Here is a 15,991-nt window from a genome sequence, read left to right as displayed (position 1 = left end):
GAAATATTATGTCTGAACTTATTACATCATCATCAGCTGTAAAAGATGAATTAATAATTATAACAAAAACAACTCATGATGATTTAACTTTAATTAAGACTGATCTTAAAAAACTTTATGGATTACAAGAAAAGTTAAATCATGCTTTACCAAATAATTTCTATGAAGATTATTTAAGTACAGAATATACGAGAAATATTGATTTAGAAATTGAAATTTTAGTTAGCGATTTATCGGATGAAATCGATAAATTCGCGGCTAATATTAACAGCTTAACTACAGCTCAAATTCCACTTGTTAATATATATGAACTTAGAACTTCTCCCATAAATTTCAGAAATATTTTCAACATATCAAGATCCACCCTCAACAAAGCTATTGAAGTTTCAAAGAAGTATAAAAAAAATGATATTATAAATATTATTAATGGAATCCAACAGCATTATAATCTTCAAAATGTGTTAAATGATTATTCTGAATTATTTAATAGAAAATTAGATTTACTCCCTCTATTAGAAAATGAAAAAAACGCTTTCTTAAAAGGGAATAGTTTAATTGAAAGTTGGATAAAAGAGATAGATGATATAAAAGTAAAAGCTTTACAAGAATACTCCCAAAGTATTTTTGAAGAAAAAGATCTTGTTATTAAAAAATTTGAACATGAAGCAAAAAACCTATTAAATAGATTTAATAATAATTTAAAAGGACTTGAAATTGATGTAAAAAGTGCTTTAGAAAGTACTCATTTAATGACAACTTCTGTTGATGCTGGTCTAAAAACATTAGCACTTTTGAATGAAAGAACACAGAAACTTGAATTAGATTTTTCAACTATTATTAATGAAAAGAAAGCTAAAATAGATGAAGAATTAAATAAAAAAATACTTGATATAGACAATCAGTTCAATGCAGTAAGAAGTAGACTTAACACAAGAACGGAAAAAATTAAAAATTCTCAAAAAGATCTTATGAAATTATTAGAAAAAACCTCATTACACAAATTAACTGATAATTATAAAATCAAAGCTGATAATGAAGAAAAAGCCTATAAAAATAATAGTAGAATTACAATTGGTGCCATTATTACGGCCATTATAACTACTATTATAATAATTGGTCTACCAATATATGAATATTGGAAACATGTTCCTCCGATAGAACCAAACTTTTATACTATTATTGCGAGATTAACAATTTCACTTATGTTTTTCGTATTAGCAATTTATACTTCTAAACAAGCAGCTAAACATTATGAGTGCTTTCAAGAAAATTATAGAACTTATTTACAACTCGCAGCATTAGAACCATTTATGTCAAGAATGAGTGAAGAAGAACAAAAGGATATTAGAAAAGGTCTTATCCCAACTTATTTTAATCAAAATAGTGATAGCAAATTTTCATCAAAAGGTGAAGAAGTAGGCTTACCAACCTCCTTTAATATGCCAATAGAAAAGGTTGCTGAACTGTTGAAACCTTTTTTAGATAAAGCTAGTGATCCAACAAAACCAAATTCTTAATTAAAGGTAAACTATTTGATTTTTAAAGAGTCACTGTGCAAATATAATGACTCTTTAATTTTTATAAATTATTCATTATGAAAAGAATTTATTTAACCTTGCTTTGTGCTATAGGTTTAATGGGTTGTACTGACAAGCAGGCACAGAAAGAAGCTTCAGATACGGCAGCTGCTGATCAAAAAGCTGCTGAGATTCGCCAGCAATATGAAGACCGACAAGCAGAACTTGAGGAAGAAGATAAACCCCATTTTGATTGGCCAAAAGTTGACTATACACAAGCTGTAGTGAAGGTCGACATTAAAGATGATCAGGCAATTATTAAAGCTGTTGGTGAACCCGTTGTAGAACAAGAAAAACATACAAATGAGAGCGGAGAGTCTGCAACAACTTATTATTTCAGCAAGAATGTTTCAAGTGGTCTAGAAATCACGTTAAGCCGTGAGTTTATTGATGTTGCTTGGCAATTTAATAGTAAAGAGCCTGTAAAAGCATCTGCTATTTTTAATGATGGCCAACGTATTACACGTGCCCTTCTTGGAGGTAAAGAAGGTGCTGCACTTTACGAGAATATCGCTAAAGGTGGTAAAGTAGACTTCGTTAGCTTAGATGATGGTACCGAGATTCATAATGCGCGATGTGGTGCGTATGCTTGTCGATATCAGGTCGTGAGATAAGAAAATGAAATATAGAATTGAGCCAATATATTTAGTTAAAAGTTTTAATTTTAATTTTAATTTTAATTTTAATTTGGAAATTTACTTTACAGTAAAACAGAAAAATATAATCAATATTTTCAAAAATATGAGTCAATATGAAACTCTCTTTAATTATCTAGAATATTCTAAAATTGAAGAATTTACTTATCTTTATCCTTTAGCTGAAAATGAAAAAAAAACTTGTATTTACTGTTTAAAAAACATAGATAGTGTCAAATTTGATAAAAAGCCTCATGTTATATCTCAATTGCTAGGTAATCGTTTTTTACTTCATTATGAAGAGTGCGACGAGTGCAACTCACATTTTGGATCTACATTAGAAACTGAGCTTGACAACTTTTTAAAGCCATATAGAACATTAAATGGAGTGGCAAATAGGAATAATAAGCTCGTAAAAACGATATCAATCAACCAAAAAGAAGAGTTTAAATTTAATAAAGTTGACAATAATTTTCTAATAACTTCTCAAATTGAAAATGCTCAATTTGATGAAAAAAGTAAAATTTTCACCTTAAAAGTTGATTTACTGAAGCATAGGCCATCTGATGTTTACAAAGCATTTATGAAAATTCTTTATGGTCTGTTACCCAGAAATCATTTATCTAATTTTGAAAGAATCAGAAAATGGATAATCAATAGAGATCCTGAATTTCAACTCTACTCACCTCTTAATGTAATTAAAACTCGTTTAGAAGGTTTTCAAAAATTTAATCTGCAAATATTGATTTTTTTTAAGCCCTCAACAAATATTGAAGTTTTTAAAAAACAACTCCCAGTAAAGAGAATTTTGAATATTTAGCAATGATAATGTTTGGAAATATAGTTTTTGAGATTCCTCTAATCTCAGATTTATGCTTTTCTAAGTTAGATTATATGAAATCTATAAATAAGGAATTCAATTTTACCTTCCCTGTTCTTCCAAAGCCTACATTCCCAGACAAGTACGAATTAATAGATTTATCTGAAACAAAAAGAATTACTAGTAAAGAAACACTATATTTTGGATATGAAAAAAGAACTGAATTGGATATAGCAGATTTAAATCAATCATTAAATTCTGAATTCAAAAAAAGCCGCTAAGCGGCTTTTTTATTCTTTATTTTCTCTATATCCAGCCAGCCACATTTGAGGAGCTTCTGCCCAACTCATTAAGACAACTGGCTCTCGTTCGTTGTTATATGCATTCATAAAACGTGCATACCAAAAACGCTTCATACCTTCACAGTAATGTTTAGGAAAGCCTGATGGGTTCATGTCTAAACGTACATTTTTATAAAACAGTTGGAAAAGTTCTTCAGGATGCATATTTTATTCCCCAAAAGTTGCGAGATCCCAAGCACATACATACTGGCCTTTAAAGTTATTTAAAGAATGGAACGCATAAGCCATTGCATCTGCGGTATCACTAAACCTTTTAGCAGCCATTTTAGTTGCTTCAGCTATTGAAGCTTGCCAATCATTAAATGATGGATATTCATCTTTTAAAATTTTTAGTTTTAAAATAGGTCGTGGTTTAAAAGATTTTTTATATTGTGCAAATGACTGATAGCAAGCTTTACGCAATTTTCTATCTGAAATTTTTTTTATTTTTTTAGGGTTAAAACAGAAGTCTTTAGAATAATCCCACTGGAGCATTGGCAATCTAGCAGAGCATATTCCAATAAAACTAATTGTTGTTCGGCCACATGCTCGACCTTTAAGAATAATGTTTGTCTTTAAAATTGCTGAAATAATAGGGTTCAAATAATTATTCTGAAGCATGATCTTGCTCCATTCTGTCGTCATTAGCAGCCTTTATTTCCAGTAAAGTCGGTATATGTATCTTAGGATCTGGTGATGCACTAGGTGAGATGGTGTGAGTTATTTCAATATGGCCACCACAAGTAAAACCACAAAATAAGTTAGGGCATGTGAGCCACACATCTTTAAGTAAGGGATGTCTTTGTTCACTTGATCTGATCTTCAAATTATTACTTTTACAGTGCGGGCAGATTATTTGTGGTCGTGAATTGTTCTTGTTAATAGTGTTGTAATTATTGGGTGAATTCATTCGGCACATCCTAAGAACATATTTATATATATTTTAAATTAAAAGAACAAATATTTGTTCTTTTTCTATATTTTTTATAGTATTTAGTTAGTTTTTCTAATGCAGAAAAATATATGCAAAATTTAAAATGCCAATGTTGTTTTAAATTATTGGCTAAAACTAAGGGATTTGATCACTTTGAGATTAAATGCCCTCGCTGTAAAACATTAAATACATTCCAGAGCACCCAGAGTGCCTTACCTGAATGCCCAGAGCATCAAATACAATCAGGTAAGATTCATGACACAAAACCTCTCACCACAATACAATCCTAGTGGCCATAGTTTCAGTGGTTGGCTTGGCGGTAAATCACAACTAGCTAGAACCATCATTGATATGCTTCCAGAACATAAAACTTATGTTGAAGTCTTTGGAGGAGCTGGCTGGGTTCTCTTTAAAAAAACCCCTTCTACTTTTGAAGTTATTAATGACATTAATAATGATCTGATTAACCTATATCGGATTTTGAAATTTCACTTTGATGCGTTTATAGCTGAATTTGAATTGTTGTTATTTTCACGGACCCAGTTTGACGATTTTAAAGGTAATCAATCTGGTCTCACTGATATTCAAAGGGCGGTTAAATTTTATTATTTAATACGCTCTTCCTTTGGATGCCAATTAGATGGCACTTTCACTTATTCAAAAGATAGAGTTAACCGTGTACGCCTAGGTGAACGTTTACGGGAACATTTACTCTCTATCCATGAACGGCTGTTAAATGTAGTCATTGAAAATCGGTCTTATGATTATGTAATCAATCGATTGGATGGCCCTGACACATTGTTTTATCTAGATCCACCCTATTGGGATTGCGAAAATGTTTATGGTAAAGGCATTTGGTCTAAAGAGGATTTTTATACTCTAAAAGACAAACTAGATAAGATTAAAGGAAAGTTCATTTTAAGCTTAAACGATGTGCCTGAAGTGAGAGAACTGTTTAAGGACTATCAAATGACACATCGTAAAATCCGTTGGTCTGTGAACTCTAAAGCAGCTCATGAGGATCATAACGGCAATGAGTTGATCATTTATAACTTTTGATCTGTTTTGACTTGCTCAAGCATATCTTTTTTAGCATTAAGGCGCGGTAATTCGCGCTTTAATCGTTTCTCAGCAGCAGCTTTACTATGAAAGACGCGATCAATCACTTTTGGATTTGATTGATCACCTAAAGTTACCCACTGACGTGGGGTTTTATTCTTTCCGACCGTGTATTGCGTCTTCAAGCCTGTATAAGGTTTCTGGTCTAGTTCGTTATGGGCAGAAAACTTACCAGTTTCAAGGTCTAATAAAGCATATTCACGATCAAGCCGCTGCTGCGCTCCAGCTTTAGTTAAATAAAGATAAGAGAAGTGTTTAGGATTCGCTTGATCCCCTTTTGTAAGCTTTACAGCCTTATCTACCTCTTGATAATAAACAACGACCCCAGTCCATTTTTTATCTTTTTCTGAGACAAATTGGTCTTCAAATAATTCTGATACATCGTCTGCATCTGGGAAAAAAACTTCAAGCTGGAGATGAGTTGTATAGCCGCTTGAACTGTCTAACGTATCGGTGATAGTTGTTCCAAGCCAATAAATTTCGTCAATTTGTTCTTTGATCCCAATAAATAAAAAAGTCTGCTCCGGGACAAGATCGGGAATACCCTTGGCCAGCTTATAAGTGAGCGTTTCGGCTGTTCGTTTAAAGTGGTTAAGTTTGGCTCTGGCAGCTAAAGTTGCAGTTTGTTTATCACGATGAATATGACGTAATTCTTTTATATTTTCGTTAGATTGATCGCCGACAATGACTTCAAGTTTTTTGGCCATCTTCTCATCATAATAAAAAGCACGAATTGCAATGACTTCTTCACCTCCATCACTATAGCTATAACGATGTTCATCGCCCATTATCCTGGTCAAAAGTTTGGTAGGTAAATCTTGGCCAGAAATAGTCTGACTCTGGCCTTTTGGCATAAAGAGTAATGTACTGTTTTTGATGGTAGCTATAGCATCATGCTCGTCTGCCAAACGTGTCAATAGATTTGCGTCTGATTCATTTTGATCGATATGAATAATTTTATGTTTAGCCAGTTCTTCAGATACTTGGTCATTAAGATCATGTATTTATAAATATTACTTTATTACTTCAGAAACTTCATAACCCAATTATTTTTTATTGGTACTTGATATAGAGGGTTTTGCATGATTTTCATACTCAAATCATTTTTTTTGATGGGAATGATTTGGGAATGCTTCAGTAAGATATATGTACGCATAAACACGTGGTGTTGTATGGGTAATATGTACTATGAGATTTAATTTAGAGGGTTTTTAATATCTGATTTTCTTTAAAAATCAAGAATATGGTCGGAGCAGTAGGATTCGAACCTACGACCCCCTGGTCCCAAACCAGGTGCACTACCAGGCTGTGCTATGCTCCGAAATTGGGGTGAATGACGGGATTCGAACCCGCGACAACTGGAATCACAATCCAGGGCTCTACCAACTGAGCTACATCCACCATCAAATAGTTCTATATACCAAGCTACCGAGTGGCGCGCCTGACAGGATTCGAACCTGTGACCATCCGCTTAGAAGGCGGATGCTCTATCCAACTGAGCTACAGGCGCTTAACCGATGATGCTTATCATGCGATACTTCGCCGATCTTAAAATATTATTTTAAGTGGTCGGAGCAGTAGGATTCGAACCTACGACCCCCTGGTCCCAAACCAGGTGCACTACCAGGCTGTGCTATGCTCCGATCTATCTCAGCTTTTGCTGTATCGCACATCGTGCGGTACGGTGTGCATTCTAGGCGCGACGCCCTCAGACGTCAACACCTATTGTCAAAAAAAGTTAAAAATCCTTATCAAATGTATATTTAACAAGCATTTTGAGGTTTTTTAACGCTTTAACGATGCACTAAAGGCTAACATTCGATCTAAAGGCATTTTGGCACGTTCAGCAAGTGCTGGATCAACGTGTATTTCCTGATCACCTTTTTGTAAAACTTCTAAAATTCCATCGAGTTCATTCATTGCCATCCATGGACAGTGCGCACATGAACGACAAGTTGCTCCCTCACCTGCTGTTGGCGCTTCAACTAAAATCTTATTCGGTACCGCTTGCTGCATTTTGTAGAAAATACCACGGTCAGTTGCCACAATGAGTCTTTCATTTGGCAAAGTCTGCGCAGCTTTAATCAGTTGAGAGGTACTACCTACCGCATCTGCAATGTCTACAACCGACTCAGGCGACTCAGGATGTACCAATACCGCAGCGTCTGGATACAGTGCTTTCATGTTAGCAATACCACGTGCACGGAATTCTTCATGCACAATACATGCGCCATCCCAAAGCAACATATCTGCACCGGTTTTCTTTTGAATATAGCGACCTAAGTGCTGATCTGGTGCCCAAATAATTTTTTCGCCTAAGCTATCTAGGTGTTCAACAATTTCAACAGCACAGCTTGAAGTCACCACCCAATCTGCACGTGCTTTAACAGCAGCCGATGTGTTGGCATAAACAACTACAGTGTGGTCAGGGTGCTGATCACAAAATGCCGTGAACTCCTCAACTGGACAGCCCAAATCGAGTGAACAGGTTGCCTCAAGTGTCGGCATTAAAATTGTTTTTTCAGGAGACAGAATTTTTGCTGTTTCTCCCATAAACTTTACACCAGCAACAACCAGTGTTGAGGCAGCATGATCTCGTCCGAAACGGGCCATTTCTAAAGAGTCAGAAACGCATCCACCTGTTTTTTCGGCAAGCTCCTGTACTTCAGGGTCGCAATAGTAATGAGCAACAAGGACAGCATCACGTTTTTTGAGCTCTGCTTCGATCTGTGCAAACTTTTGTTGTTTTGCTTCTTCACTTAAGCGATTGTCTTTTGGCTCACCTAAACGGTCTAAATGCGCTTGTACAATGTTTTTTGCATCGTTGGCAATTAAAGTCGCATCACTCATAAAACGTCTTCTCTATCCTTCATGCTGGCATACCTGCTCGCATATAACGTTACTGCTTAAATGATTTATTAATTGAATCATTTAATATCAAAAGTTGGGGCTAATAAAAAAGCCTCTTTGTCGAGGCTTGATTATAACTGATATTTAAGAACGGTAATCAGCATTAATTTTGACATAGTCGTAAGATAAGTCACAGGTATATACCGTGTCTTTGGCTTGACCACGTCCTAAATCAACACGAATGGTAATTTCGGTTTGAGCCATAACACGTGCACCCGCTTCTTCGGTATAGTCCTCAGCTGCGCCGCCGTCTTTACAGATTTGCACGTCGTCTAACCATACTTGTATTTTAGACACGTCTAAGTCTTTAACTCCTGCATAGCCAATCGCAGCTAAAATACGTCCCCAGTTCGGGTCCGATGCAAAAAGTGCAGTTTTGACGAGTGGTGAATGCGCAATGCTATAAGCAATGTCACAACACTCCTGAATGTTACCGCCACCCTCTACAGCAACAGTAATAAACTTCGTCGCGCCTTCGCCATCACGGACAATTAACTGTGCTAAACGATTCATTACACGAGCAAGTACATCTAACACTTTAGCGTAGCGTGCATCGTTGTCTGATGTGATTTCAGCGCCACCCGCCTGACCTGTTGCTACAAAAATACAAGAGTCATTTGTTGAGGTATCGCCATCAATCGTAATACGGTTAAATGAATGCTCAACCGTGGTTTTTAGTAACTTTTCTACTAAATCACGGCTAATAGGTGCATCTGTTGCCACAAAGCTCAACATGGTTGCCATGTTCGGGCGGATCATTCCGGCGCCTTTACTAATACCTGTCATGGTATAAGTAATGCCATCAAGTTCAAATTGTTCAGATGCACCTTTAGGTACTGTGTCTGTGGTCATAATGCCAGATGCAGCATCATTCCAAGCCGCTTCTTGTACGCTATTTAATGCAGGCTGAAGACCAGCAAGTAAACGTTCCATCGGAAGCTGTTCACCAATCACACCCGTAGAAAATGGAAGAACTTCAAAACTGTTTACTCCAGCAAGCTCCGCTAACTTCGCGCAAGTATTCTGAGCATTTTTCAAACCCGTAGGCCCTGTTCCCGCATTGGCATTACCCGTATTAATCACTAAATAACGAGGGTTACCTTCGGCAAGATGGGCTTTAGAGACATGAACAGGCGCTGCACAAAATGCATTTTGAGTAAATACACCAGCAACATTTGAACCTTCTGCAAACTCAAAAATGACTAAATCTCGTCGGTTTTGGTAACGTACATATGCTTCTGTTGAGCCAATTTTTACACCTTTTACCACATGCATTTGTGGCATTGTTACGTCACCGACAGCCATTTTTAGAACATCCAAAGTTTGTTGAATAAGATCAATATTTCAAAAAAAGCGATGCAGTAAAGCACTGACCTTATGAAATATCGTAATTGACAGCTTAGTAGAAAAGTCTAAAAAAATCGAGCGCAAAAACGGCTCATTGTTTCTCTAGTTTTAATAAAATATCTTTCTTATCAAGTCCGCCAGCAAAACCCACTAAAGCACCGCCCGCACCAATGACTCGGTGACAAGGTGCAATAATTGAAATCGGGTTTTTGCCATTTGCCGCGCCCACTGCTCTCACCGCTTTTTCATTTCCAATTTGAACAGCAATATCTTTATAACTTCTTGTTTCGCCATAAGGAATGGTCAGCAAAGCAGACCAGACCAGCTTTTGAAATACAGTCCCTTCAAAATCTAGTGGTAATGTAAACTCACGGCGTTTACCTTCAAAATATTCTTTTAATTGTTGTTCGGTCTTTAATAAAACGGGATGTTCAAGTTGTTCGACTAGCTCGGCCAGCCGAACACGTTTTGGATTTTCATTATCCCAGAGTACTGCCACCAAAGCATTTTCATTCGCAACCAGCTTTAATTGCCCAACAGGCGAATTGATATACTTATAAGACAGCAACATAGTTTTATTCTCTTAGGACGGCGATGAAATTTTCATTAAAACCAAACCTGACACAATCAAGACAGCGGCAATCATTCGCATAGCGCCAATAGGCTCATGAAGAAAGAAAATACCGACTAAAAATGACCCAATTGCACCAATGCCTGTCCAAACCGTATAGGCAGTGCCAAGGGGTAAAGTTTTCATTGAAATTGAAAGTAGAATTACGCTCAAAATCATAAAAACTACGGTAATAACACTAGGGGTTAAACGGGTAAAACCGTCGGACATTTTCATAGAATATGCCCAAATGATTTCAAATACACCTGCTAAAATTAAAATAGCCCAAGCCATAACATTCACTAATTTTTATAGTGTCAGGTCGTCCCGACATGATTACCCAATATGGGGGAGGTCGTTCCTCCTTTATGTGAGGACTCAGTTTACTTTAAAATAAAAAATGAAGGCAAACCCTATCTAAAGCTTGCCTGTCTTAGAAAAGATTATTCGTTTTTTAACTGTAAAATTTTTCGTGCACCGTTTAAGACAAACAAGACAATAATTAATCCAATCATTAAATCAGGATAAGGAGAGCCAGTAATGGCAACCAATATTCCCGCGACAATGACACCTAAGTTTACAATGACATCATTTGCAGAAAAGATATAACTCGCCTTCATATGTGCCCCACTCTCTTTATGGTCTCTCATTAAATAAAGGCAACTAATATTGGCTGCAAGAGCCAATCCACCAATTAAAATCATGAGAATTGAAACGGGTTCACTGCCGTAAATAAAACGGCGCAACACATCAATTAACACAATTATGGCTAAGCCGAACTGGAACCATCCAGAAAGATGCGCAGCCTTTAATTGTGCATTTAGATTTTTACCTACCACAAATAAAGCAATGCCATAAATTGCAGCATCGGCAAACATATCGAGTGAATCAGCGATTAATCCTGTCGATGAAGCAATAATACCTGCCATAAACTCAATGACAAACATGACGCCATTAATCAGTAACAGCCATTGTAAAACTTGCTTTTGTGCTGCATTGATTGAAGAACTAGCTCGAACCTTTTTAGGTTTTTCAACAGGTTCATAATGTGGCTGCGTTTGTTGTAATTCTGCTCCTAGTGCTAAACGCTGTAGACTTTGGGTAATCTTTTCAGCTTGAACACTGTGATAAATCGCCAAATGCCGTGCTGGCAAGTCAAAATGAAGCTCTTGAATATCGTCAGCGTAAGAAGCCAAAGCCATCCGTACCATTTGCTCTTCAGCTGCACAATCCATGTGAGGAATATGATAATAACTCACCCATTGGCTGTTTTTAGGCACAGCTTCACTAGGTGTAGAATACTCCTGAGACGGGATGCTTGAACACCCGCAGCTAGAGCCAGTTTTATTTAAATGTATTTGATTCTCTTGTTTTTCTAAAGCCATCTGTGCACCATAACTGACACAAAAAACAATGCCATCAGTATAAACCAATGGCATGTCATTGAGCTTAATTTTTGTTCGGCAATTAGAACTTAAGTGTTAACCCTGCTCCATAATACCAACCATGTTCAGAGTCGGTTCCAGTTTGCCAAGCAGTTTGTTTTAAACCTTTTTCATAGCCGTAACCCACATCAACAAATGGCATGACCTTTTTGTTGATTTCATAACGGGTTTGGAAGCCAGCTTGTAAACTTGATAAACCTGTTTTACTGGCATAGCGAGATTCATCTTGCAAAACAACATCTGCTTTTAAATAAGGTTTACCAATTAACTTTTGGGTAAAGAGTAAGTCTCTTTCCGTTTCTAAACTTAGCTTCCATAGCTGGTCTTCACCTGCATAAAGATATGCATCGGTTTCAAAAAAGTAAGGTGCCATACCATGCAAACCGACTACACCTGCCCAGCGATCTTGCTTATTGTCTTCCCGTTGTAAACGCTCGTAGTTTACCCCAGCCTGTACATCCCAATAATCGGCTACATTTCGACTGTAAAGTACTGAACCGCCGTAATTAGCATCTTCCGATTCGGCTTTTTCAACATGGGCTTTAATGAACAATTTATTTTCATCAGTTCCCACCCAACTTTCTAATTCAGAAGAAAAACTGCCTTCTCCCTCTTCATTTTGAGTCCAGCCAGTATCAATTTTTGTTGCCTGATAGATCTGTCCACCATGTTCGCGTAAATGATCATGTGTTAAGGGTTCTTGTGCCAAAGTAAGAACCGATACACCAGAGAAAACACCGCAACATATCATTTGAGAAAATAACTTAGTGATGCGCATGACTCGCTCCTTTTTCATTTTCAGATTGAACAGGTGCTTGAGATGCATCTACTGCTCCATCATTCACTTGAGCCACAATCAACTTATTCATCATTCCAGCACTCATGTGATAAAGCAGATGGCAATGAATCGCCCATTCTCCTAAAGCATCGGCTGTTAATAACGCAGTAACTGTCTTTCCTGGTGGAACAATAACGGTATGTTTATTTGGTAAGTTTTCAGCTTGCTGACCATTTTCCAATTGCATGAACATGCCATGTAAATGCATTGGATGGGCCATCATGCTGTCATTCACGAACTTCAAACGAATACGTTCACCATTCTTAACTTGCAATGGCTCAGCTTCGCTAAATTTCTTGCCATTAATGGTCCAGATATAACGCTCCATGTTGCCGCCTAAACGAATAACAAGCTCTCGTTCTGGCGCACGTGTGTCTGACTGAGGTGTTAAAGATTGCAAATCACTATATTGCAGTGCTTTCATACCCGCTGGCGTCGAAGCATTTGCCCAGCCATAAACGGGCTCATCCTTTTTAGCCTTATTCTCAGATTGCGCAGGCATTTCAGGCATCTCATGCTTCATATTCATCATAGCGTGGTCATGTTCACTCGATGACATTGCCTGCATATCATGTTTCATTTCAGGCATCGCTGACATGTCGTGCTTCATTTGCATCATGGAATGATCATGTTCTTCAGATGACATATTTTTCATGTCATGGCTCATGTTCATCATTGTGTGATCATGATTAGTCTGGCTCTCTTCTTTTTTCATTTTAGGCATAGCCGACATGTCGTGTTGCATGTTCATTTGATGGCTAGCATGTTCATCAACACCCCCATCACCATGATTCATGCCCATATCGTCCATGGTCAATAAAGAACGCGGACGTGGCTTTGGCATTTGAACTGACCCTACAGCTTGCGTATTTTCATTGTGCAAAGTACCGATAGCGAAACCACTTCGGTCAATAGACTCTGCTTCAATCTGATAATTTGGCTGTTTAGGTTCTACAATCACATCGTAGGTTTCGGCTGTGCCAATACGAAACTCATCAATTGCCACAGGTTTGACTGGCTGCCCATCTGCACTTACAACTGTCATTTTCAAATTTGGAATTCTGACATCAAAAAATGACATTGCCGATGCGTTAATAAATCGCAATCGAACCTTATCTCCAGCTTTAAAATTACCTGTCCAGTTTTGCTGTGGTGTCTTGCCATTAACTAAGAAAGTATAACCCGTCACATCAGACATATCGGTTTTTAACATCCGCATCTGATTCCACATCGAACGATCTTGCCAAGTTGCTTTTAAACCTTGTGTTTTAACTTGCTTCAAAACATCAGATACGGTTTCACGGCGGTTTTGATAATACTCAGCAGATTTCTTCAAATTCTTCATAATGCTATCGCTAGAAGAATTATGAAAATCTGAAAGCATCACCACATAATCACGATCAGTTTTTTCATGTGCAGCTACGGGTATTTTCCCTTTTGGATAAATCACGAGCGGGCCATATAAACCATCTTGCTCTTGGCCTTTGCTATGGGCGTGATACCAATAAGTGCCGTTTTGTTTCACCTTAAAGCGGTAAACAAAATCTCCGTTTGGCGCAATTCCTTTAAAACCATTGAAACCCGGCACGCCATCCATTAAACCGGGTAGTAACAACCCATGCCAGTGTAATGACGTATCTTGATTTTTTAATTGATTATGAACATGAATCACAGCCTCATCTCCTTCTTCAAACTCAAGGAGTGGTGCTGTAAATTTTCCATTTACGGTAATTCTTTTGAGCGGCTGACCAGTAACATTGACCTGTTGTTCATTAATATTAAGGTGATATTCCTTAATTGCCGCGAGAGTCCATGGGGAAACCAATAGACCAAATACAGCGACGAGGCTGCTAATTGTTTTATGAGACATTGCTGTAATCCTTTTTAATTAAAAAATAAGTAAGAAAGGATTAAGCTTTAGGTGGGCGTAAAATCTCTTGCCAGTATCCAGCTAAATGCTGAGCCTGATAAATACTGCTAAATTGAGACGAGATAGGAATGAATTGCGAGTCAATATCTGGTACAGCTTGCTGTAATGCCAGATTCACAATCTGACAATGAACTGGGTTGCAGTCCTGACAATGCTCACCATGCGAGTGAAAAGACTGAGTCATATTTTGATGACAGACAGTCTGATCATCAGTTTGAACATGCATATTCTTATGCGAATTTTTTTCACTATGACACGGCATAGTGTGAAGATCATGCTGTATAGGTGTTTGAGCAACAGACACACCACTCCACCCAATGACCAAAGTCATTAGGAACACAAACCAAGCATACTTGCGTAAGTGTTGTAGAACCATTGTGGTTTATCGCCTAGAGCCGATGAGTAATCTTAACCCCATTAGCATAACCAAGTTTTTAAACAGATACAATTTTCAATCTTAACTGTTTGTTTTAAAGTAATTAAGCAAATGGTGTTTGATGCTGAAGGACTAAATCAATCACGTCTAGTGCACCTTCTTGTTCATTACTTACAGTTGTATAAGGGGCTACTGCTTTCAAAGCTTCAACCGCATTTTCAACCGCAAATCCATAGCCGACAGCTTTAATCATCTGAATATCATTATTGTTATCACCAATCGCGACCACTTGATCAGATTCAACCTGCCATTTTTGTAGCAATAGCTTCAAACCATGTGCTTTATGCTGATCTGGAAGAATCAAATCGATAAAACCAAAACCACTTGAAACAGGCACTAAGACTTTATCTGCAACAAAACTTTTTTTCTGAAAATGTTCAAAAATCGTAAAGCTTTCGTTTTCCTGAGCAGTAAAAGTAATCTTACACACCAAGTCATCTAGTGCATGAAAGTCATTTATAACTGTTAGCTTTTCAAAGTATCGAGCAACTTTGGCATAGTCCTCCGCGTTCATACTGCTATGCACATAAGCACTCTGTTTCCCGCAGATCACCATGGTTGAGGTATATGAAGGATCAATCGCTTTTAGAATCTCAATATATTGTTGCTGACTTAAATGAGCAAAAGCTATTTCTTGCCCTGCATCTACAACATGCGCGCCATTTTCTGCAATAAAAGCAATTTCATGACTAATTTCTGGAAAATAGGTAATCAGCTTTGCGAGTTGGTTACCACTGGCAACCACGAAATGAATATTATTGTGTTTAAGTTGTTCGTACTGTTTTAAAAAACGTGCTTTGTTGTACTGCTTCTTAGAATTAAGAAAAGTCCCATCCATATCTACCGCTAAAATTTTTATCGTCATTAATTATCTAAATCTCTTACTAAAATCTTATTAAAGCAAATTTAGCTTTATTTTTCATGACACTTTTACAGTTTTATACTTATCTATTTCAAAAAGATTTTCACTCAGAGCTATATCGTTTTTTGCACAGGTTATTTTTTAGCGAAGCTTAATAAAAATCAGATAATAAAATATCCAACACGCA

19 protein-coding genes and 4 tRNA genes are annotated in these 15,991 nt (G+C 37.0%); 6 read left to right on the top strand and 17 right to left on the bottom strand.

Features of this window, described 5'->3' with window-relative positions:
* The first annotated feature begins 8 nt into the window (after positions 1-8).
* From ACS604_RS18205 to ACS604_RS18190, 4 genes are all read left to right on the top strand, one after another.
* Positions 9-1,517, top strand: a complete 1,509-nt coding sequence (locus ACS604_RS18205) for a hypothetical protein (RefSeq protein WP_474772498.1) — start codon at positions 9-11, stop codon at positions 1,515-1,517.
* Positions 1,518-1,594: 77 nt separating this feature from the next.
* Positions 1,595-2,191 carry a hypothetical protein gene (locus ACS604_RS18200; RefSeq protein WP_474772496.1) on the top strand — a complete coding sequence of 199 codons (597 nt, stop codon included), beginning with the start codon at positions 1,595-1,597 and terminating at the stop codon, positions 2,189-2,191.
* Positions 2,192-2,195: 4 nt separating this feature from the next.
* Positions 2,196-3,032 carry an HNH endonuclease gene (locus ACS604_RS18195; protein WP_474772494.1) on the top strand — a complete coding sequence of 279 codons (837 nt, stop codon included), beginning with the start codon at positions 2,196-2,198 and terminating at the stop codon, positions 3,030-3,032.
* An 8-nt stretch (positions 3,033-3,040) separates the two neighbouring features.
* On the top strand, positions 3,041-3,313 hold the full coding sequence (locus ACS604_RS18190; RefSeq protein WP_474772493.1) for a hypothetical protein: 273 nt from the start codon (positions 3,041-3,043) through the stop codon (positions 3,311-3,313).
* Positions 3,314-3,322: 9 nt separating this feature from the next.
* Here the strand turns inward: ACS604_RS18190 and ACS604_RS18185 are convergent, their stop codons facing one another.
* From ACS604_RS18185 to ACS604_RS18175, 3 genes are read right to left on the bottom strand one after another with little or no spacing between them, the layout of a single operon-like run.
* On the bottom strand, positions 3,323-3,538 hold the full coding sequence (locus ACS604_RS18185) for a hypothetical protein (RefSeq protein WP_474772491.1): 216 nt from the start codon (positions 3,536-3,538) through the stop codon (positions 3,323-3,325).
* Between the two features lie 3 nt (positions 3,539-3,541).
* Positions 3,542-3,976: a hypothetical protein gene (locus tag ACS604_RS18180; protein WP_474772490.1), complete on the bottom strand. Its 435-nt coding sequence runs from the start codon at positions 3,974-3,976 to the stop codon at positions 3,542-3,544.
* 4 nt (positions 3,977-3,980) lie between these two features.
* A complete protein-coding gene (locus tag ACS604_RS18175) occupies positions 3,981-4,283 on the bottom strand; it encodes an ogr/Delta-like zinc finger family protein (RefSeq protein ID WP_262737230.1) in 303 nt (100 codons plus the stop codon).
* Between the two features lie 113 nt (positions 4,284-4,396).
* Here ACS604_RS18175 and ACS604_RS18170 point away from each other — a divergent pair, with 113 nt between their 5' ends.
* The gene (locus tag ACS604_RS18170; RefSeq protein ID WP_080947828.1) at positions 4,397-4,597 is read left to right on the top strand and encodes a Com family DNA-binding transcriptional regulator; all 201 of its coding nucleotides are present in this window, start codon (positions 4,397-4,399) and stop codon (positions 4,595-4,597) included.
* Positions 4,563-5,366 (top strand): DNA adenine methylase, encoded by an 804-nt coding sequence (locus ACS604_RS18165; protein WP_130175769.1) that lies wholly within the window; start codon positions 4,563-4,565, stop codon positions 5,364-5,366. Before ACS604_RS18170 ends, ACS604_RS18165 begins: the two co-directional genes overlap by 35 nt.
* Here ACS604_RS18165 and ACS604_RS18160 read toward each other — a convergent pair.
* From ACS604_RS18160 to ACS604_RS18095, 14 genes are all read right to left on the bottom strand, one after another.
* The gene (locus ACS604_RS18160; RefSeq protein WP_474772488.1) at positions 5,354-6,343 is read right to left on the bottom strand and encodes a hypothetical protein; all 990 of its coding nucleotides are present in this window, start codon (positions 6,341-6,343) and stop codon (positions 5,354-5,356) included. The genes ACS604_RS18165 and ACS604_RS18160 overlap by 13 nt on opposite strands.
* A 327-nt stretch (positions 6,344-6,670) precedes the next feature.
* Positions 6,671-6,747 (bottom strand) — tRNA-Pro (locus ACS604_RS18155).
* Between the two features lie 4 nt (positions 6,748-6,751).
* Positions 6,752-6,827: transfer RNA gene (locus ACS604_RS18150), tRNA-His, on the bottom strand.
* A gap of 32 nt (positions 6,828-6,859) precedes the next feature.
* Positions 6,860-6,936 (bottom strand) — tRNA-Arg (locus tag ACS604_RS18145).
* Between the two features lie 56 nt (positions 6,937-6,992).
* Positions 6,993-7,069 (bottom strand) — tRNA-Pro (locus ACS604_RS18140).
* Between the two features lie 142 nt (positions 7,070-7,211).
* Positions 7,212-8,276, bottom strand: a complete 1,065-nt coding sequence (nadA, locus tag ACS604_RS18135) for a quinolinate synthase NadA (protein WP_296529007.1) — start codon at positions 8,274-8,276, stop codon at positions 7,212-7,214.
* Positions 8,277-8,420: 144 nt separating this feature from the next.
* Positions 8,421-9,641: a bifunctional glutamate N-acetyltransferase/amino-acid acetyltransferase ArgJ gene (argJ, locus tag ACS604_RS18130; protein ID WP_474772487.1), complete on the bottom strand. Its 1,221-nt coding sequence runs from the start codon at positions 9,639-9,641 to the stop codon at positions 8,421-8,423.
* A 133-nt stretch (positions 9,642-9,774) separates the two neighbouring features.
* Positions 9,775-10,254 carry a methylated-DNA--[protein]-cysteine S-methyltransferase gene (locus ACS604_RS18125; RefSeq protein ID WP_474772485.1) on the bottom strand — a complete coding sequence of 160 codons (480 nt, stop codon included), beginning with the start codon at positions 10,252-10,254 and terminating at the stop codon, positions 9,775-9,777.
* Positions 10,255-10,266: 12 nt separating this feature from the next.
* Positions 10,267-10,587, bottom strand: a complete 321-nt coding sequence (locus tag ACS604_RS18120) for a DMT family transporter (protein ID WP_474772484.1) — start codon at positions 10,585-10,587, stop codon at positions 10,267-10,269.
* A gap of 149 nt (positions 10,588-10,736) precedes the next feature.
* Positions 10,737-11,732: a cation efflux transmembrane domain-containing protein gene (locus ACS604_RS18115; protein WP_474772482.1), complete on the bottom strand. Its 996-nt coding sequence runs from the start codon at positions 11,730-11,732 to the stop codon at positions 10,737-10,739.
* Between the two features lie 28 nt (positions 11,733-11,760).
* Entirely contained in the window at positions 11,761-12,516 is a 756-nt protein-coding gene (locus ACS604_RS18110; protein ID WP_474772481.1) for a copper resistance protein B, read from the bottom strand.
* A complete protein-coding gene (locus tag ACS604_RS18105) occupies positions 12,503-14,446 on the bottom strand; it encodes a copper resistance system multicopper oxidase (protein ID WP_474772480.1) in 1,944 nt (647 codons plus the stop codon). The genes ACS604_RS18110 and ACS604_RS18105 overlap by 14 nt, the downstream gene beginning before the upstream one ends.
* 40 nt (positions 14,447-14,486) lie before the next feature.
* Positions 14,487-14,882 carry a hypothetical protein gene (locus tag ACS604_RS18100; protein ID WP_312825259.1) on the bottom strand — a complete coding sequence of 132 codons (396 nt, stop codon included), beginning with the start codon at positions 14,880-14,882 and terminating at the stop codon, positions 14,487-14,489.
* 103 nt (positions 14,883-14,985) lie between these two features.
* Positions 14,986-15,807 (bottom strand): Cof-type HAD-IIB family hydrolase, encoded by an 822-nt coding sequence (locus ACS604_RS18095; protein WP_238612637.1) that lies wholly within the window; start codon positions 15,805-15,807, stop codon positions 14,986-14,988.
* Positions 15,808-15,991: the final 184 nt, after the last annotated feature.

This window comes from Acinetobacter sp. Li1LvA2 (assembly GCF_056156705.1).
The sequence above is the reverse complement of the archived record's forward strand: the minus strand, read 5'-3'. Positions and strand labels throughout refer to the sequence as shown.